Annotated in this window: 17 protein-coding genes; 12 read left to right on the top strand and 5 right to left on the bottom strand. The window is 63.2% G+C overall.

Annotated elements, in window-relative coordinates; all coding sequences use genetic code 11:
- Positions 1–17: 17 nt before the first annotated feature.
- The 10 genes from QUH67_RS06595 (at position 18) to QUH67_RS06640 (ending at position 12,227) form a co-directional block, all read left to right on the top strand.
- Positions 18–2,735 (top strand): methyl-accepting chemotaxis protein, encoded by a 2,718-nt coding sequence (locus tag QUH67_RS06595; RefSeq protein WP_300945863.1) that lies wholly within the window; start codon positions 18–20, stop codon positions 2,733–2,735.
- A gap of 66 nt (positions 2,736–2,801) precedes the next feature.
- The gene (locus tag QUH67_RS06600; protein WP_300947959.1) at positions 2,802–3,626 is read left to right on the top strand and encodes a CheR family methyltransferase; all 825 of its coding nucleotides are present in this window, start codon (positions 2,802–2,804) and stop codon (positions 3,624–3,626) included.
- Positions 3,623–4,264: a chemoreceptor glutamine deamidase CheD gene (gene cheD / locus QUH67_RS06605; protein WP_300945864.1), complete on the top strand. Its 642-nt coding sequence runs from the start codon at positions 3,623–3,625 to the stop codon at positions 4,262–4,264. The genes QUH67_RS06600 and cheD overlap by 4 nt, the downstream gene beginning before the upstream one ends.
- An 11-nt stretch (positions 4,265–4,275) precedes the next feature.
- Entirely contained in the window at positions 4,276–5,328 is a 1,053-nt protein-coding gene (locus QUH67_RS06610; protein ID WP_300945866.1) for a protein-glutamate methylesterase/protein-glutamine glutaminase, read from the top strand.
- Positions 5,241–6,473 carry a methyl-accepting chemotaxis protein gene (locus QUH67_RS06615; RefSeq protein ID WP_300945867.1) on the top strand — a complete coding sequence of 411 codons (1,233 nt, stop codon included), beginning with the start codon at positions 5,241–5,243 and terminating at the stop codon, positions 6,471–6,473. The genes QUH67_RS06610 and QUH67_RS06615 overlap by 88 nt, the downstream gene beginning before the upstream one ends.
- A 9-nt stretch (positions 6,474–6,482) precedes the next feature.
- A complete protein-coding gene (locus QUH67_RS06620; protein ID WP_300945868.1) occupies positions 6,483–6,782 on the top strand; it encodes an STAS domain-containing protein in 300 nt (99 codons plus the stop codon).
- 9 nt (positions 6,783–6,791) lie between these two features.
- Complete coding sequence (locus QUH67_RS06625; RefSeq protein ID WP_300945869.1) at positions 6,792–7,457, top strand: ATP-binding protein; 666 nt, start codon at positions 6,792–6,794, stop codon at positions 7,455–7,457.
- Positions 7,454–8,782: a PP2C family protein-serine/threonine phosphatase gene (locus QUH67_RS06630; protein WP_300945870.1), complete on the top strand. Its 1,329-nt coding sequence runs from the start codon at positions 7,454–7,456 to the stop codon at positions 8,780–8,782. Before QUH67_RS06625 ends, QUH67_RS06630 begins: the two co-directional genes overlap by 4 nt.
- Entirely contained in the window at positions 8,767–9,129 is a 363-nt protein-coding gene (locus QUH67_RS06635) for an Hpt domain-containing protein (protein WP_300945871.1), read from the top strand. The genes QUH67_RS06630 and QUH67_RS06635 overlap by 16 nt, the downstream gene beginning before the upstream one ends.
- Positions 9,126–12,227, top strand: coding sequence for an ATP-binding protein (locus tag QUH67_RS06640; protein ID WP_300945873.1), 3,102 nt, complete (start codon positions 9,126–9,128; stop codon positions 12,225–12,227). Before QUH67_RS06635 ends, QUH67_RS06640 begins: the two co-directional genes overlap by 4 nt.
- A 47-nt stretch (positions 12,228–12,274) precedes the next feature.
- Here the strand turns inward: QUH67_RS06640 and QUH67_RS06645 are convergent, their stop codons facing one another.
- A complete protein-coding gene (locus tag QUH67_RS06645; RefSeq protein WP_300945875.1) occupies positions 12,275–12,631 on the bottom strand; it encodes a YbaN family protein in 357 nt (118 codons plus the stop codon).
- 255 nt (positions 12,632–12,886) lie between these two features.
- Between QUH67_RS06645 and QUH67_RS06650 the strand changes: the two genes are divergently transcribed.
- Both QUH67_RS06650 and QUH67_RS06655 read left to right on the top strand, forming a co-directional pair.
- The gene (locus tag QUH67_RS06650) at positions 12,887–14,377 is read left to right on the top strand and encodes an amidohydrolase family protein (RefSeq protein WP_300945876.1); all 1,491 of its coding nucleotides are present in this window, start codon (positions 12,887–12,889) and stop codon (positions 14,375–14,377) included.
- Positions 14,378–14,379: 2 nt separating this feature from the next.
- Entirely contained in the window at positions 14,380–15,309 is a 930-nt protein-coding gene (locus tag QUH67_RS06655; RefSeq protein WP_300945877.1) for a CobW family GTP-binding protein, read from the top strand.
- A 49-nt stretch (positions 15,310–15,358) separates the two neighbouring features.
- Here QUH67_RS06655 and QUH67_RS06660 read toward each other — a convergent pair whose 3' ends face one another.
- The 4 genes from QUH67_RS06660 to QUH67_RS06675 form a co-directional block, all read right to left on the bottom strand.
- Positions 15,359–16,333 (bottom strand): TRAP transporter substrate-binding protein, encoded by a 975-nt coding sequence (locus tag QUH67_RS06660; protein WP_300945878.1) that lies wholly within the window; start codon positions 16,331–16,333, stop codon positions 15,359–15,361.
- Between the two features lie 14 nt (positions 16,334–16,347).
- Positions 16,348–17,655 (bottom strand): TRAP transporter large permease, encoded by a 1,308-nt coding sequence (locus QUH67_RS06665; protein ID WP_300945879.1) that lies wholly within the window; start codon positions 17,653–17,655, stop codon positions 16,348–16,350.
- Between the two features lies 1 nt (position 17,656).
- Entirely contained in the window at positions 17,657–18,202 is a 546-nt protein-coding gene (locus QUH67_RS06670; RefSeq protein WP_300945880.1) for a TRAP transporter small permease, read from the bottom strand.
- Positions 18,203–18,396: 194 nt separating this feature from the next.
- Positions 18,397–19,176 (bottom strand): DNA-binding transcriptional regulator, encoded by a 780-nt coding sequence (locus QUH67_RS06675; RefSeq protein ID WP_300945881.1) that lies wholly within the window; start codon positions 19,174–19,176, stop codon positions 18,397–18,399.
- Positions 19,177–19,241: the final 65 nt, after the last annotated feature.

Below are 19,241 nucleotides of genomic sequence, written 5' to 3' on the forward strand. Positions count from 1 at the left end.
ACTCGAGGACGACGAAAATGATGCACGAATTCGACGAGCAAGCGGCCCAGGAACTCGAAAGTCAGGTCGCCAAGCCGAAAGCAAAGCCGCGCGCCAAGAAGGCCAGCGGGGCGGCCGCGGGTCCGGCGAAGAACGCCGAGTTGGCTGCGATCAACGCGTCGCAGATCGTGGCGGAATTCAGCCTCGACGGGAAAATCATCCGGGCCAACGAAAACTTCCTGAAGGCGACCGGCTATCTGGCGACGGAGATCGCCGACCAGCATCATTCGATGCTGGTGGACGCGACCACCAAGCAGAGCGACGAATATCGTTCGTTCTGGGCGAAGCTCGGCCGGGGCGAATCCGATGCCGGGCAGTACAGGCTGGTCGGCCGTGGCAACAGCGAGGTCTGGTTGCAGGCAAGCTATGCGCCCGTGCTGGATGGCGCCGGCAAGGCGACCCATATCGTTGCTGTCGGCATGGACGTCACGGCTTCCGCGCAGAAGCGTATCGCCGATGAAGCGGAACTGAAGCTTCGCAGCGAGATCATGGATACGACCAGCATCGTGTCGTATGCGGATCTCAAGGGTGACATCCTCTCCGTCAACGAGAAGTTCCTCGAAGTCTCCAAATATCCCAAGGAAGAGCTGATCGGCCGGGGGCACAACACGACGCGCCATCCGGACATGCCGAAGGAAGTCTTCAAGGACATGTGGAGCACGATCGGCCGCGGCAAGGTTTTCCGCGGTATCGTCAAGAACCGGGCGAAGGACGGTACGCCCTATTACGTCGACGCGGTCATCGCACCGATCATGGGCAACAACGGCAAGCCGAAGGGCTATCTCGGGGTCCGCTACGACATCACGGAAGCGGAGATCGAGCGCCACAACATGCGCGGGCTGTTTGCCGCCATTGATGAGAACTACGCTTACATCGAATTCGACACCGGCGGAAACGTCATCACCGCCAACCAGAACTTTCTGAACGTGCTGGGGTACCAGCTCAGCGAAATCGCCGGCAAGCATCATCGTACGTTCGTGGATCCCGTCGATTCCGGCAAGCCGGCATACGCTCAGTTCTGGGCTGATCTGAACGCGGGCAAGTCGTCCAACGATGTCTTCAGGCGGATCACGAAGACCGGCAAGGATATCTGGATCCAGGCCGTCTACACGCCGATCAAGGATGAAGTCGGACGCGTCGTGAAGATCGTGAAGATTGCGACCGACGTGACCGCGCAGCGTCTCCAATCGGCGGATTTCGAGGGACAGCTTGCGGCCATCGACAAGGCGCAGGCTGTCATCGAGTTCTCGCTCGACGGCAAGATCCTGCGCGCGAACGACAACTTCCTCAACGCTCTGGGATATGTCGGGTCCGAAATCACCGGCGCGCATCACTCCCTGTTCGTCGAGCCGGGGTATCGGCAGAGCCCGGAATACCGCATGTTCTGGGACAAGCTCGGTCGCGGCGAATACGACGCCGGCCAGTACAAGCGTATCGCCAAGGGTGGCAGGGAAATCTGGATCCAGGCGAGCTACAACCCGATCTTCGGCCTCGACGGCAAGCCGTTCAAGGTCGTGAAGTACGCCACCGATATCACCGCGCAGGTCAAGGCATCCGAGGCGCTGCAGGCCGCCGTCGCGCAGACCCAGGAAGTTGTTACCGCCGCCAAGGAGAACGATCTGCGGCACCGGATCCCGCTGGAAGGCAAGAACGGCGAAATCGCCACGCTGTGCGAGGGCGTCAACGGCCTGCTCGACACGATGTCATCGATGATCGGCGACATTTCCGAGACGTCGCAGACCCTGCGTACGGCCGCCAACGAAATCGCCACGGGCAATACCGACCTGTCGCAGCGGACCGAAGAGCAGGCGGCCAGCCTGGAAGAGACCGCGGCGAGCATGGAAGAGCTCACCGCGACGGTGCGCCAGAACGCCGAGAACGCCCAGCAGGCCAACAAGCTGGCTTCGTCGGCCTCCGATGTCGCGGTCAAGGGCGGCTCGGTCGTCGCCGAAGTCGTGCAGACGATGGACGGCATCACGCAGGCGAGCCGCAAGATCGCCGACATCATCGGCGTGATCGACGAAATCGCGTTCCAGACCAACATTCTGGCGCTCAACGCCGCGGTGGAAGCGGCGCGGGCGGGCGATCAGGGGCGCGGCTTTGCCGTCGTCGCGGCCGAAGTCCGCAACCTGGCGCAGCGCAGCGCCAACGCGGCCAAGGAGATCAAGGGCCTGATCTCGGACTCGGTTTCCAAGGTCGAGTCCGGTTCGCGCCTGGTCGACACCGCCGGCAAGACGATGGAAGAGATCGTCCAGTCGGTGAAACGCGTGACCGACATCATGGCCGAGATCTCGGCGGCATCGCAGGAACAGCGCGGCGGCATCGAGCAGGTCAACAATGCCGTGACGCAGATGGACAAGGTCACACAGCAGAACGCGGCTCTGGTGGAGGAAGCGGCGGCTGCCGCCAAGTCCATGGAAGACCAGACCGGCGCCATGGCGGAGATGGTCGGGCAGTTCATGTTGTCCGAGGAATTCGAACGCGGCGCGCCCCCGTCGAGAAATGCCGGCAAGCTGACCGGCAACCCCGTCGTCGACCGCTCGCTGCGGTCGGCCAAGGAGCCGATATCGAATGTCAGCGCGGCTCGGTCGGCAACGCCCAGGCTTGAAGCCGCCCGCAAGCCCAAGATCGAGGAGGAACCTGCGCCGCGGCGGAAAGCGGTCGGCGCGGACGATGCGAACTGGAAGGAATTCTGATCTGAACGCCGCCGGTTCGTCCATGGAGGAACCGGCGGCTTCGAACTTTAGGTGTGTAAAGTGACCGTGCAACAGGAATACGAGCTTCGGGACAAGGACTTTCGCAAGATCGTCGAACTGGTCATGAATACGGCCGGCATTGTACTCAGCGAAAAGAAGCGTCCGTTCATCCAGGGGCGCCTTGGACGGCGGTTGCGCGCGCTCGGAATGGAGGATTTCCGGCAATATTGCAATCTGCTCGAAACGCCGGCCGGCGATGAAGAGCGTTCCAATTTGATCAATGCCATCACCACGAACCACACCAGTTTTTTCCGCGAGCCGCATCACTTCACCTATCTCACCAGAACGATCCTGCCGAAGATCGTGCAGGACGCGGGAGATCAGCGCCGCCTGCGCATCTGGTCGGCCGGATGCTCGACCGGAGAAGAGCCCTATACGATCGCGATGACGCTGCGCGAGCAGCCTTCGATACAGACCGGCTGGGACGTCAAGATCCTCGCCACCGATCTCGACACCAACGTCGTGGCACACGCCGCAGCGGGGGTCTACGACGCCGAGCGGCTGGAAGCCGTGCCGTCGTCTGCGCGCAAGCGATTCGTCACGGAGCTTTCGGGAGGAAAGGCGCAGATGAACGACGAGCTCTGCTCGCTCATCACCTTCGCGCCGCTCAACCTGCTGCAGAAATGGCCAATGAAGGGGCCGTTCGACATCATCTTCTGCCGCAACGTCGTGATCTATTTCGACAAGCCGACGCAGCGCAAGCTGTTCGACCGTTATGCCGATATTCTGAAGCCTGACGGCTGGCTGTTCATCGGGCATTCCGAGAGCCTGCTCAATGTCACCGATCGGTTCGACCTGGTCGGACGGACGATTTACCGCAGGACCAAATGACCGTACGAAGAACAGCGCATGAAAAGCAGCGGCCCGACGGCGAGAATGCTTCGGCCACGGGTTCGCGCAAATACCGCGATCCGCGCTTCGATGCCGTTGCGGTAAAGGTGTTTCCCGGCGATCACTACGTCACGTCGGTTGTCGATGAAATGCTGGTGACGATCCTCGGCTCCTGCGTCACCGCGTGCATTCGCGATCCGCTGGCCGGCGTCGGCGGCATGAATCATTTCATGCTGCCTGAATCCGCCGGTGCCGGCTGGGATACAGCCTCGGCCAGCATGCGGTACGGCAACGTCGCGATGGAACGGCTGATCAACGACATCCTCAAGCGCGGCGGCGCGCGCGATCGGCTCGAGATCAAGGTGTTCGGTGGCGGCAACGTCATGAACGGCACCACCAATATCGGGCATCGCAACGCCGAGTTCGTCGAGGAATACCTGGCCGCGGAAGGCCTTCCGATCGCCGCCCGCCATTTGCGCGGCAATCTTCCACGGCGGGTTCACTACTTTCCGGCCACCGGCAAGGTGATGTTGCTGGAACTACAACGTTCCGAGCAGGAAGAGGTCGTTCGCAGCGAGCACACCTATAAACACAAGATCGAAGTCGAGCCCGCGGCGGGTTCGGCCGAACTGTTCTGAGGCATTACGCCATGACCGCCATACGCGTGTTGATCGTCGACGACTCTGCGTTCGTGCGCAAGGTGCTGACCGAAATGCTTTCGAGCGATCCCGCGATCGAGGTGGTCGGTGCGGCGCCCAACCCGCTCATCGCCAGGGACATGATCAAGACGCTCAATCCCGACGTACTGACGCTCGATATCGAGATGCCGCAAATGGACGGGCTTTCCTTCCTGGAAAAGATCATGGCGCTGCGCCCGATGCCCGTCGTGATGATTTCGTCGCTCACCCAGAAGGGTGCCGAGACTGCGCTGAAGGCGCTCGAAATGGGGGCCGTCGATTACGTGGCCAAGCCCGCCATCGGGCTGGTCGGCGGGCTTTCGACCCTGGCTGAGGAAATCGTTGCCAAGGTCAAGATGGCCGCTTCGGCCAAGGTCCGGCCGCGCGCGGCGGAAAAGCCGCAGGCCGCGCGGCTGCCGTCGGCGGCATCGTTCAATTCGTCGGAGAAGATCATCGCCGTGGGCGCCTCTACCGGCGGCGTGGAGGCATTGCAGGAGTTCCTCACGGCGTTTCCTCCGGACGCGCCGGCCATTCTGATTACGCAGCACATGCCCGCGATGTTCACCGCGTCGTTCGCGAACAGGCTGGACCATTGCTGCGCCGTGGGCGTCAGCCAGGCCCGCGACGGCGAGCGGGTGCTGCCGGGTCACGCCTACATCGCGCCGGGCGGCTACCACCTGGAATTAACGCGAAGCGGCGCCAACTACATGTGTCGGGTTCACGAGCAGCCACTGGTCTCCGGTCATCGTCCCTCGGTGGACGTGCTGTTCCGTTCGGTGGCCAAGGCCGCCGGCGCGAACGCGATCGGCGTCATCCTGACCGGCATGGGCAGGGATGGGGCGGCGGGCTTGCTCGAGATGCGCCAGGCCGGTGCGCCGACGATCGGGCAGGATGAGGCCACCTGCGTCGTCTACGGCATGCCAAAGGCTGCCAGGGAATGCGGCGCTACCGAAGTCGAACTGCCGCTGGGCAAGATTCCGGCGGAGGTTCTGCACAATTGCCGGGGACGGGGCGTACGGGTGTAGCGATGTTGAGTGTGTTGCGTGGTGGAGTTGCTGCGGAAGCCGTGCCCGTGCCCGACATGGCCGGCGTGCCGCAGACGGCGGAAGTGCCGCAAGCGCCGGACGATCAAACGGCGCTGCTGCAGCGCTGGATGTCGCTCGCCAGCATGCAGCAGCGCGTCATTGAAGCGCTGATATCGGAAATTACCGGCACGTCGACGTTTGTCGAAACCGAGGCGGAGGCATTGAGTGGCCGGTTTCAGCGGCTCGCTACCAGCGCGGAGCAGCAGACGGCCCGGGTCGAAAGCCTGACCAATCTTGCAAAGGGAATCGAGGTCGACGGCGAGCAGGTACCGATCGAAAGTATCGCCGGATTGCTCGAGGAGACGCTCAGCGATGTCGTCGCGAAGATCTTGATGCTGTCGAAGGATTCGATGGCAATGGTCTACGCGCTGGACGATTTGAGCAAGAACGTCGTGCAGATCGAAAAATGCACCGTCAATCTGAACCGCATCAACAAGACGACCAACATGCTCGCCCTGAATGCGAGGATCGAGGCCGAGCGCGCGGGCACAGCCGGCATGGCATTTCGCGTGGTTGCCGGTGAGGTGCAGGAATTGTCGAAGGCGACGGAAAGCCTTTCGCGGGAAATGAAGGCCGAAATCAAAACGGTGACGACCGGCATCATCGAAGGTCAGGCGACGCTGCAACGCGTCGCGACCATCGACATGTCCGAAAACATCATGGCGAAGGACCGCCTGGAAGTGCTGCTGGCCGCCCTGGTCAACCGGAGCGACAACCTCAGTTCCATCGTCGCCGATGCCGTCCGGGAGGCCAGCCTGATCTCCGCTGACGTCGACGGCATGGTCACGGGAATCCAGTTTCAGGACCGCACCAGACAGCGCCTCGAGCATGTCGTCGATACGCTTCAGGTCATCGGCCAGGCGCTGGAGGACACCAAAGGCAGGACCAAGGCCGTCGTTCCGGAATTGTCGGGCGAGTCCGGGTCCGACGTGGAGTGGGTCAAGGGGCTGCTGGACAATATCAAGATGAGTGATTTGCGTGCTCGCTTCGTTGCTCAGGTCCTCGATGGAAAGCAGCTTTGCGAAGTTCAAGATGCGTCGGCGCACGATGGGCCGGCGGTGAGTGGTGATGTCGAGTTGTTCTAGGAGGTATCAATGCAGTTTGAGTTTGTCGGAAATGATGCGTGCGTTCGGATGACCGGTGACCTCACGTTCACCGACCATGTCGCTTTCAAGACCATGACGGATCGCCTGTTCGGCGGCACGGACCAGTTTGTCACCATGGACCTCGCCAAGCTCGAATTCATCGATTCGGCGGGCCTGGGCATGCTGCTGCTGGCCAGGGATGTCGCCGACAAGGCCGGCCGCAAGCTGGTCCTGCGCAGCCCGGGTGGCCAGGTCAAGCGGATGTTCGGACTGACCAAGTTCGACACGCTGTTTGCGGTCGAAGAGTAGAGACACGACATGGCGCCGGAAGGACAGGCGATCATATCGACGGCTTCGGCTCCTAAAGGGCCGAGACTGACCTATTGGGACGGCGGTTCCAGTAGCTCATTGATATCGGCGCTTTCGCCGCCTGCGACGCAATGTATCGAGGCCGACCTGGCCGACGAGTGTCAGATCGCCGAGCCACGTCACCGGATCATGGGGCACCTCAGCCTCCTGGTAACGACCAAGTCGGCTTACCGGCATCACATCAGCAGGGCATTCGTCGAGGCTATCGAGAGTCGGACGACGCTCTCTAACGATCTGCACGACCGAATCTACACCGCGACTCAGGAGGCGGTGATGAACGCCGTCCTGCACGGAAATCTCCGGATCGAAGCGGGTTTGCGCGACAACCTGGAACGCTTCGTCGAATTCCACGAGTCGATCGAGCGCAAGCTGGCGCTTCCCGAGGTTGCCGGCGGCATGGTTCGAGTCGATGCGCTCTGGAACTCGAAGATGCTCTATGTCGTCATTCGAGACAGCGGCGACGGTTATGACAAGGCAGCTGTGCCCTCGTTGAGCGAAACGATTGGCGACAGTCCGGTCGGCAGAGGCCGTGGGCTGTCCATCCTGGAAACGATCTGCGACCGCGTCGTCCTGCTTCACGGCGGCAGGGCCATCAAGCTGGGCTTTCGCATATGACACAAGGTCCTGCCGAGACGCTGTTGCGGGCCGGTGCGGTGGACAACGCCGTAAGCAACGGCATTCGCGATGCCAAGATACTGATCGCCGACGACGATCCGCTCAGCCGCCGTCTGCTCGTCGGCATTCTTCAGAAGCAGAATTTCAGGAATCTGAAGGTCGCCGAGGGCGGAAGGGCGGCGCTGGAGCTGCTCTATTCGTTTCGCCCGGACCTCGTATTGCTGGACATGCAGATGCCCGATATCGGCGGGCTGGAAGTCTGCCAGAAGGCGCGCGCGCATCCCGATTCCGTCGATATTCCTATTCTGGTCCAGACCGCCACGGTCAACCGGCGAGAGATGGGGAACCTGTTCGCCGCCGGCGCTTCCGATTTCCTGTCCAAACCCATCAACCCATCCGAACTGATCGCGCGTGTCATCGTGCATCTTGAGCGGCGGGAATTGCTGCAGGAGTTGCGCGAGTACCGCGAGCGCACGTCGCTCGAACTCGACGCCGCCCGCCGCATGCAGCTCGAGCTGCTTCCATCGCCGGAAGTCCAGCAGGCGTTGGCGTCCTCCACGGGGCTCAGATTGGCTTCGTTCAGCCGGTCTTCCTCGGAGATCGGCGGCGACCTCTGGGGCCTGTTACCGATCGACGAAACCAGCTTCGGGGTTTTTGTCGCCGACTTCACCGGCCACGGCGTGACGGCGGCGCTGAATACGTTCCGCCTGCACGCGCTGATTCACGAATACAGATCGCTGCATCACGATCCGTCGCGGCTGCTGTCGATGCTCAATGAGCGGCTGACCCATCTGCTGCCGCGCGGGCAATTCGCCACCTTCCTTTACGCGGTCGTCGATCATGCGGCGGGAATGTTGCGGATCGCTTCCGCGGGATCTCCGCCACCGATCATCGCGGCTGGTGTCGAGGGACCGTCCCGTCTTTTCGAGATCGCAGGGGTTCCGTTGGGGATTGCGCCCGGCATCCAGTATGAGCAGCGGATTCATGCGTTCGAGCCGGGCTCGCGGCTGCTGTTGTTCAGCGACGGGTTGCCTGAATTCGCGGGCTCATCCGGAAACCGGATCGGAGAACCGGGCCTCGTCGAGGCGGTCGATGCCTGCCACTCCGATCTTGCCCCGGGCGAGGTCATCGACGGGCTGTGTCGCGTAACGGGCATCACGGACGCGGTGATGTTGCCCGACGATACGACGATCGTGTGCGTCGATCGGCGGGGCGGTCCCTTACCGGGTTCCAGCAAGCAATCTGCGCTTTCAGGTGATCGTTCGTCGAGCCAGGCGGAATTCCACCTGACGAAACAAGAAAAATCAACATGCTCGACCGGTTAGAAAATATCTCGTTGCTTGATGACGAACAGATCGGCCTGCTTCGCGAAGCGCTCGAACCGGACGAACTGGCTGCAATGCTGTCGGAGTTGCCGCTTGCCGCTCGCCACGCGCTCGCGGCAATCGAGGCGGCTGTCAAGTCGGCGGAACTCGACGAGGCGCGGCGTGCTGCGCATGTCCTGAAGGGGGCTGCGAGCAGTTTTGGCGCTGCGAGGCTGGCGGAAGTTGCCCGCGCGATTGAACTCGACCTGCCTTCGATCGCGGACATAGACCGGACCATGCCGCTGCTCGTCGAGATCATCGCACAGACCACCGCGGCGCTCCCGCTCCGAACCGGGAAGCCGGCATGATGGCTCACGAACTACCCGGGCAGGCTGGCGTTGCGGCGGCTCGATCGTCAAAGGATGCCATCGTACCTTATCTGCCGATGATCGTCGCGGCTTTTCTGATGGTGCTGTCGGTCGTCGCGGCCGGAACCGCGATCTGGAACCTGCATGACCGGGTAGAGAAAGAGACGCGAGCAGGCCTCGATCGGGTCGCGCTCGTGATCGCGGAACAGACGTCGCGCTCCTTTCAGTCCGTCGATCTCGTCCTCAAGGGGGTGATCGACCGCGTCGCCTCGGCATCTGCCGGAGAGGCGCTCACCGGACAGGATCTCACCGGCAAGGGATTGCACGAATACATGGCCGGAGAGGTTGTGAACCTTCCGCAAGTCGCCAATCTCATCCTGATCAATGCCGAAGGTGACTACAGCAACAGCTCGCAAGCCTGGCCCGTGCCCGCAATGTCGCTGGCCCACCGCGAGCAATTCAAGTATCTCCGCGACAATGCGGGTGGAGGCTTGTTTGTCAGCCAGCCGGTCAGGAACAAGCTTGACGGCGCCTGGACGCTCTATCTGGCGCGCCGCCTCTCCGACAAGAATGGCGTGTTTCTCGGCGTGGCGCAGGCGGCGGTGCGGCTGAAGCATTTCGAGGATTTCTACGCTTCGGTGTCGCTCGGCGAAGGCGGGTCGATTGCGTTGCTGCGGAACGACGGAATGATGCTGGTGCGATACCCGTTGATCGAAAGCATGGTCGGTGAAATCGTCGGAAGGCGATGGCGCGAGACGGCCGATCCGGGCGCACTGGAGCGAAAGGAGGTGTGGGCCGAGGGCGTCGATGGAAAGATGCAATATGTGGCCCTCAACGCCGTACCCGAGTTTCCGCTGGCCGTTTCGGCGGCGCTTACAAAGGAGGAGGTGCTCGGTTCCTGGCGTCGCGATGCCATCCTGGTGACGGTCGGCGCCATCGGCGCGGCTGCAGGCATCACCCTTCTGCTGATGGTGCTGGTCCGGAAGATGCGCAGGATGCGTCATTCCGAAATGCTGCTGGAGCGGCAGAACCGGGAGCTGGAGCGAAGCAGCCGCCTCCTGCTCGATGCCCAGCGGGTAGGGAAGCTGGGTCACTGGTCGTCCAATGAATCGGGAAAATATGCAATCTGGTCTCCGCAATTGTTCGACATCGCGGGAATTCCTCCCATCTCGCCGGTGCCGTTCGACACCTTACTTTCGCTGATCCATCCCGAGGACCTGCAGGGCTACCTTGTCGAGCGCTCCGAGGCGCGATCGACGGGAAAGCCCTATATGCACGAGCATCGCTGGGTCCGTCCCGATGGAAGCATTCGATGGGTGCGGATCGAAAGCGATCCTCAATCTGCTTTTGACAAGGAGCGCAGCGGCACCTTCGGCATCGTGCTGGACTTGACGGAACGGAAGCAAGCGGAAGCCGTCGCCGAGGAGTCCCAGGCCCGGCTCGTCGACGCCATCGAGTCGTTGGCTCAGGGTTTCATACTCTATGACCGCGAAGATCGCTTCGTGCTGGCGAACAGCCATTTCAGGGAAATGTTTCCCGAACTCGCACGCGTCCTGACGCCTGGAATGCAGTATGACGAGGTGCTGCGCGCCGCATTGCGGCTGGACTTGTTCGGCAAACTCGACGCCGACGCTGAAGAATGGCTCGCGCGCACGAAGGCATGGCATTATGCCGGCAGCAAAGCCGTGGAGCGCATGAATGATATGGGCCGGTGGATCCAGTTCGTCGACCACAAGACATCCGACGGCGGCACCGTCGGCCTGAGAACCGACATCACCGAGTTCAAGCAAGTCCAGACCGCGCTGGAGCAGAAGCTCGGAGATCTCGAGCGGATTCGAGCCGATCTCGAGATGCAAAAGCGGGAATTGCTGGAAACGTCGGAAGACCTCGTCAAGGCAAAGGACGCGGCAGAGGCAGCCAGCCGGGCCAAGTCCGATTTCCTGGCGATGATGAGCCACGAAATCCGGACGCCGTTGAGCGGCATGGTCGGGATGATCGAGTTGCTCCGCGAGACGCCGTTGAGCCTGGAGCAGGAGCGTTTCACCGCGCTGGCCAAGGAGTCGTCCGACGGGCTTCTCAACGTGGTCAACGACATTCTGGACTTTTCGAAACTGGAAGCCGGGCGAATTTCGCCGGAGTTCATCGAGTTCGATATCGTCCACGTGGTCAAGGGCGTTGCCTCGCTCATGACGTCAAAGGCGCGCGACAAGGGACTGGAGCTCTCGATCGCCGTTGCGGACGGCCTTCCGCATTGGCTGAAGGGGGACGGCAATCGCATACGCCAGGTTCTGCTCAATCTGGTCAACAACGCCATCAAGTTCACGGACGCCGGCCGCATCGGCATAGAAGTCTCTCATCAATCGTTGGCGGACGACCAGGTGGAGTTGCGGATCGAGGTCACCGACACCGGCATCGGTATCGGCCCGGAGACGCAGCTGCAGCTTTTCAATCCGTTCGTTCAGGCCGATACTTCCGTCTCGCGAAAGTACGGTGGCAGCGGATTGGGATTGGCGATCTGCAAGCAGCTCTGCGGCCTCATGGGGGGAGCCATCGGCGTCGACAGCCATTCGGGCAAAGGCAGCAGGTTCTGGTTCACGGCGCGATGTGGGATCGGCTCGCCCCGTATCGCCGACGCGCCTTCCCTCGTGCCGGACCTCGATCGTTCCATCAAGGTGCTGGTCGCCGAAGACAGTCCCATCATCGCAACGTTGATATCGAGCCTGCTCAAGAAGCAGAACTTCGAGGTGCAGATGGTCACGAACGGCTTGCAAGCCGTGGCCGCGGTTACGAAAGACACATACGATATTGTCCTGATGGACATTAACATGCCGGAGATGGACGGCATCTCCGCGACGCGGGCGATTCGCGCGCTGCCCGGACGGCAATCGAGCCTTCCAATCGTCGCGTTGACGGCAAACGCCATCGTCGGCCAGCGGGAAATCTATCTCGCCGCCGGAATGAACGACTACGTGACCAAGCCGATACAGCCGCATACCCTGTTCCAGGCCATCCAGCGCTGGGTCGCCCCGGCTGGCGCCGGAACGGCGGCCGCTTCGTCAGCGGACGAGGCGAGTGAAAGCACTCAGCTCCAAGGCTGAAGTCTTCGAGCGATCCCGTCGCCTCAGTCAGGAGATGCGCGGCATCGTCAGGCCGATGGTCTGCTAAGGACGTAGACCAAGCCCACCAGCATGAAGACGCCGACGCTTGCCATCAGGATCGGGCCGGGCGCGCTGCCAAGCCAGAACAGCAAAAATCCGGTGCTGATGCCTGTAACGGCCAGCAGTTTGGCCCGCAGCGGGATAGCGCCGCGTTCCCGCCACGCGCGCAACGACGCCCCGAAACGGGGATGCGAGAGCAGCCAGTTTTCCAGCCGCGGTGAGGATCGTGCAAAGCAGGCGGTGGCGAGGATGAGGAACGGCGTCGTCGGGAGCACCGGCAGGAATGCGCCGATGAAACCAAGGGCGATGAAGAGAAGGCCAAGAACGAAATAGACGCTGCGCATCGGCAGCAACCTGCATCATGGGACGAGAACTTGCAATCGCGCGGCAGGCCCGGAGCGGCGCAGCGCGGCGATCAGGCAGGTTGCGCCCAACACGATGATGACCGGAAAAGACGTCTGCCGCGCATGATGCGTCGGCATCGGCGGAGGTGGTCGCCGGCCCGAAAATCTGTCTCTATTGGCTGCCGGCACGTGGCCGGTCTGCGTGCCACGGCGCTGCCGCCGGCCCTGCCTAAAGTTTTTGCTGTGGAGAATGAGATGGGTGGTTTGGTGATCAGTGGCGGCCGGATCGTGGACCCGGCGAGCGGGATGGACGCGATCGGGGATGTGGCGGTGTTGGATGGCAAGATCTCCGCCGTCGGTACCGGGCTCGGCGGCGCCGAGCGGGTGATCGACGCAACCGGCCTCGTGGTCGCTCCCGGCTTCATCGATCTGCATGCCCATGGCCAGTCGATCCCGGCCGACCGCATGCAGGCGTTCGACGGCATCACGACGACGCTCGACCTCGAGGCGGGCGTGCTGCCGGTCGCATCCTGGTACAACCGCCAGGCCGCCAAGGGGCGCGTGCTGAACTACGGCGCCGCCGCCAACTGGGCGTTTGCGCGGATCGGCGCAATGACCGGCTCCAACGCCGAAAGCTCGCTGGAGGCGTTCGGCAACGCCATGCGCGACCGGCGCTGGATCGACAACATCGCCAGCGACGCCGAGGTGGCCGGCATTCTCGACCGTCTCGCCATCGGGCTCAACGAGGGCGGCATCGGCATCGGCATCCTCAACGCCTATGCGCCGGGCGCCGGCGTGCAGGAACTGACCGCGGTGTGCCAGCTCGCGGCGGCGCAGGATGTGCCGACCTTCACCCACGTCGCCTACATGTCCCGCATCGATCCGGAAAGCGCGGCCGAAGCCTATATCCGCCTGATCGGCTATGCCGGGGCCACCGGCGCGCACATGCACATCTGCCACTTCAATTCGTCCAGCAAGACCGACATCGAGCGTTGTGCCGTGCTGATCGCCAAGGCGCAGGCGCAAGGCCTGCCGATCACGGTGGAGGCCTATCCCTACGGCACCGGCTCGACGGTACTGGCAGCCGCCTTCTTCAGCGATCCCGAGTTCGAGGCGCGCAACGGCCTCGGCTACGATTCGGTGCAGCGCGTCACCGACGGGCATCGCTTTCGCGACCGCAAGGAATTATTGGCGGCGCAGGCGGAGGAGCCGTCCACACTGGTGCTGTGGCATGTGCTGGATATCGAGAACAACCCGCACCATCGCGATCTGCTGGACATGGCGGTGCTGTATCCCGGCGGGGCGATCGCCTCCGACGCGATGCCCTGGTCGCTGCCGGACGGCAGCGCCTACACCGGCGACGCCTGGCCGCTGCCCGACGACGTCACCTCGCATCCGCGCTCGGCCGGCTGTTTCACCCGCTTCATCCGCGAATGGGTGCGCGAGCGCAAGAAAGTGTCGCTGTTGGATGGCATCCGCAAATGCGCGCTGATTCCGGCGGAGATTCTTGCCCACAGCACGCCCGCGATGCGCGCCAAGGGCAGGCTTCAGGCGGGCGCGGACGCCGATATCGTCGTGTTCGATTTCGAGACGCTGAGCGACCGGGCAACGTTCACGGCGATGAACCGCCCGTCGGAGGGCGTACGGCATCTGGTGGTCAGCGGCCATCCGCTGATATCGGATGGCGTGCTCGATGTGGCGGCGCGGCCCGGCCGGCCGGTGCGCCGGCCCGTCGCCGAGGCGTGACGTTGCCGGTCCCCATCCTGCTGGTCACCGGGTTTCTCGGGGCGGGCAAGACCACGGTTGTGAACCACCTGCTGGCGCATGCCGAGGGGCGGCGGATCGCCGCCGTGGTCAATGATTTCGGCGCGATCAACATCGATGCGGAGCTGATCGCGGGCGCCAGCGACGGCGTGGTCAGCCTCAGCAACGGCTGCATCTGCTGCTCGCTGGAGGGCGATCTGCTGCGCACGCTCGCCACGCTGCTGCGGCGCGAGCCGCGGCCGGAATTCATCGTGATCGAAACCTCAGGGATCGCCGATCCCGCCGATATCGTGCGCAACCTGATGGATCCCCTGATCTGGCAGGAAGCGCCGCTGGAAACCGTGCTGTGCGTGGTCGACGCTACGACGGATGCGGAGAAGTTGAACGATGCGCTGCTGCGCTCTCAATTGCGGGCCGCCGACGTGGTGGCTCTCAGCAAGATGGACCTCGTCGACGCAGCGGCCCGCGCAAAACTGTGCGATGTGATCCGCGCGCAGCGTCCGGCGGCGGTGGTGGTCGATGCGCTGCATGGCGAAGTGCCCGCAGCATTGCTGTTCCCGGCGGATGTCGACCGCGTGCCGGCGCCGCGCGAGGTCGGGCCGCGCCGGCCGGCGGTGGACCGGTTCGAGACGCTGAGCTGGACGTCGGAGCGGCCGGTGTCGCTGCCGCGCCTGCAGCAGGCGATCGGCCGGCTGGCACCGAAACTCGCCCGCGCAAAGGGATTGTTCGAGACAGTGGAGCAGCCCGGCCGGCTGACGGTGTTTCAGCTCGCCGGCGGCCGAGCGACGCTGGCGCCGGGCGGAACGCTCGCGGCCGGGGTGCCGCGGACACGGATCGTCTTCATTGCCGAACTCGGCGTTCTCTCGCGCGCCGAGATCGATGGGATCATGAAAGCCTGTGTCGAAGCCGGGTAACGTGGCGTCCGGCCATCGAATGCCGGACGCCACCCGAGTAGCGATCGTTCTACTTCTTGTAGGCCGCGATCACGGCTTCACCGTCCGCGCCGGCCTTCTTCAGCCAGTCGGCGGTCAACTGCTCGCCGACCTTCTCAAGACCCGTCTTCAACGCGGCAGGCGGCGGCAGCACCTTCATCTTGTTGGCCTGAAGCTGTTCAAGATACCACTTGGCTTTTTCTTCCGCGAGCTTCCAGCCGCGCTCCTCGGCGACCGCCGCCGCCTTGAGGATCGCGTCCTGGGTCGGCTTGTCGAGCGCGTCGAACGCCGCCTTGTTCACGAAGGTGACGTTCTTCGGAATCCAGGCCTGGGTATCATAGAAGTGCGTCATGCTCTCCCAAGCCTTGCTGTCGTAGCCGGTCGAGCCCGAGGTCATGAACGCGTTGACCACGCCGGTCGCCAGCGCCTGCGGCAGTTCCGCCGCCTGGATGGTGACCGGCTGCGCGCCGACCAGTTCGGCGATGCGCGAGGTGCCGACATTGTAGGCGCGCCACTTCAGGCCTTTCATGTCCTCCAGCGTGTTGATGTCCTTCTTGGCGTAGATGCCCTGCGGCCCCCACGGCACCGCGAACAGCAGCATCAGGCCCTGCGAGGCGAGCTTCTTTTCGACTGATGGTTTCGACGCCAGCCACAGCTTCTTGGCGGCCGGGTAGCTTGTCGCCATGAACGGGACGACGTCGATGCCGAACATCGGATCTTCGTTCTCATGCAGCGAGATCAGGACTTCGCCGGCCTGCGCCTGCCCGGTGGCGACCGCGCGCTTGATCTCCGGTGCCTTGAACAGCGAGGCGGCCGTATGCACGGTGATCTGCAGCTTGCCGCCGGTCGCGTCGCCGACGTCCTTGGCGAACGCGAGCAGGTTCACCGAATGCGGATTGTCCGCCGGGTAGGCTGCCGGGAGGTTCCACTTGGTCTGCGCCGCTGCGGGTGATGCGAGCGCCGCGACGCAGGCGGCCAGTGCAAACGTTTTAACGAGCCTGAACATGAAAATACCTTTCTCTAGCCGGGAAACGCCATCTGCGGCAACACCATCACGATAGCAGGAAAGACCGTGATGATGGCAACCGCCAGAACGAGCAAAAAGAAGAACGGCAAGGCGGCCTTGGCGACCGTGTTGGAATCCTTGCCGCTCATGGTCTGCAGCACGAACAGATTGAAGCCGACCGGCGGCGAGACCTCCGCCATCTCCACCACCAGCACCAGGAAAATGCCGAACCAGACCAGATCGAAGCCGGCCTGCTTCACCATCGGGATTACGATGGCGGTGGTCAGCACGATCATGGAAATGCCGTCCAGCGCCGTGCCAAGCACGATGTACATCACGGTCAACGCCGCGATCAGCGCATAGGGGCTGAGCTGCAGGCCGTTCACCCAGTTCGCGAGCGCCAGCGGAATGCCGGTATAGGCCATCGATGTGCCCATGTAGGAGGCGCCGGCCAGGATCAACAGGATCATGCAATTGACCCGGGTGGCGCCCATCACGCTCGCCCAGAACGATTCCCAGCTCAGCGAACCCTGCCACCATGCGATCGCGAGCGAGCCCAGCACGCCCCAGGCCGCGCATTCCGTCGCCGTCGCCCAGCCCATCAGCAGCGACAGAAACACGAAAACGATCAGCAGCAGGCAGGGAATGAGGTTGAGCGATTCTGAAATCCGCTGGCGCAGGCTCATCGGCGGTTCGGCCGGCGGCGTGAGTTTTGGATTGGCGAGCGACCAGATCGCAATGTAGCCGGAATACAGTACCATCACGAGCATGCCCGGCAGGAATCCGGCAAGGAAAACCTGAATGATGGAGACGTTGGCCTGCACGGCGTAGACCACCATGGTGATCGACGGCGGAATGAGAATGCCGAGCGTGCCGGCGCCCGCCAGCGAACCGAGGCTCAGGTTCTCGTCATAGCCACGCTTCTTCAATTCCGGCAGGGCGATCTTGGCGACCGTGGCGCAGGTCGCGGCCGACGAGCCCGACACCGAACCGAACACGCCGCAAGCGAGCACGTTGACGTGCATCAGCCGGCCCGGCAGCCAGTTCAGCCAGGGCGCAAATCCGCGAAACATTTCCTCCGACAGCCGCGTGCGGAACAGGATCTCGCCCATCCAGATGAAGAGCGGCAAGGCCGCCAGCGACCACGACGCGCTGTTGCCCCAGACCGTCGTCGCCAGCACGCTGCCCGCCGGAATGGCGCCGCCGGCGAACTGCATGCCGGCCCATCCCGTCGCCATCAGGGCAACGGCGATCCAGACGCCGCCGCCGAGCAGCAGCGCCAGGAATCCGAGCAGGATCGCCGCGATGGAAAGCAGTTCCATGTCAGACCCCGCTCTGCATGGCGCGTTCGACGATTTCCTCGGCGCTCTGCGGCTTCGGCAATTCGTAGCGCGGCGGGTGACCGCGCAGGACATGGATCAACTCATCGACGAACGCGATCAAGAGAATGACGAGTCCGCCGCTATAGCCGAGCTGCGGAATCCACAGCGGCACCGCGATCACGCCCTGCGAAATGTCGAAGAATTTCCATGACTGCCAGGTCATGACAGAGGCGTGCCAGGCGAAAAAGCCGATGAAGCCGACGCCGACGAGGAGGGCGGCGATCTCGACGTAATGGCGGACGCGGTCGTTGAGGCGGTCGATCAGGAGGCCGACGCGGATCATCTCGCCATGCTTGAACGTGTGCGCGAGCCCGAGAAAGGCGGTCGCCGCCATGCACCAGGAGATGAAATCGTCGCCTGCGGGAATATTGATGCCGAGCGGACGGCCGCCCGAGAGCAGCAGCATCAGTACGAAAATTGCAATCAGGAAAAGTCCGGCGAGATAGCCGGAGAAAAGGTAAATTCGATCGAGTAACACGCGGATCATACTGGGCCTTCTACTTGCACGGCTGTCGCTCCCAAGCAATAGCAATGCCAGTTCCGGCGCCCATTGGCTTCTTGAACACGTCTATTGGTCCTATTCGCTGGCGAGGGCGGAGCGGCAAAATCGATCTTCGGAAGGGCGCAGGGTTTCGGAATTGCTCGGGATCGTCAAGGCGGGATCCCGTCACGGTCCAGCCGCTATTGCTGCAGCGACGATACGCTTGCGGCGATATTGTCGGCCAACGTCTGCACGAGGGGAACGTAGCGCTGGACCACGTCGGTGCGGTCGAGCGCCGAGGTGAAGTACGTCATGCCGACGGTGGCGAGCACGCGCCGGTTGACGATGATGGGAACGGCTATCGTGCCGGACGAGCGCGGCTCGACCATCGGGTCGCGTTCGGCAAAGCCCTGCTTGCGGATCGTAGCCAGCAAGCCCAGCGCCCGCTTGCGATCGGCGGCGAGTTTGTCCTCGGGCTCCTGCGACCGCGCCAGCATGTCGAGCAGCATCGACCGCTCGCTTACGGGGCAGAAGGCCAAATAGGCCCGCCCCAGCGCGCGCCCGAGCAGGCTGAGATGCGTGTTGAGGGTGGCGTGAAAGGGCGAGACCGGGCTATCCGGAATGGTGCTGAAGCGGATAATGACAGAATTTCCGTCGAGCACGGCGATGGCGATCGGCCAGTGATATTGCCGCGTGAAGGCGAGGGCCCACGGACGCGCGGCTTCAACCACAAGCGGATCGCCGTGAAAGCCGTTGCTCAGCGATTTGACCCGCGAGGCGACCGCGTAGCCGCCTTGCCGCCGGTCGTTGGCGGCATAGCCCATCGCGCATAGCGACTTCATCAGCCGCACAACCGTCGATTTCGGCAGGCCCGTCGCCCGGTGCAGGCGATCGATCGAGGTGACGCGGTGGCGGTTGAGCTCCTCCAGCAGCAGCAGGGTCCGGGAGGCGGCTTCGACAGTATCGGATCTGAGCGGCATATCCTCTATTCCACCTGGTGGAACATGCCAGAATAGCTATGGCCCACCGGCGGGCGGCCTGCAAT

It is taken from the genome of Bradyrhizobium roseum (assembly GCF_030413175.1).
Classification (GTDB): domain Bacteria; phylum Pseudomonadota; class Alphaproteobacteria; order Rhizobiales; family Xanthobacteraceae; genus Bradyrhizobium; species Bradyrhizobium roseum.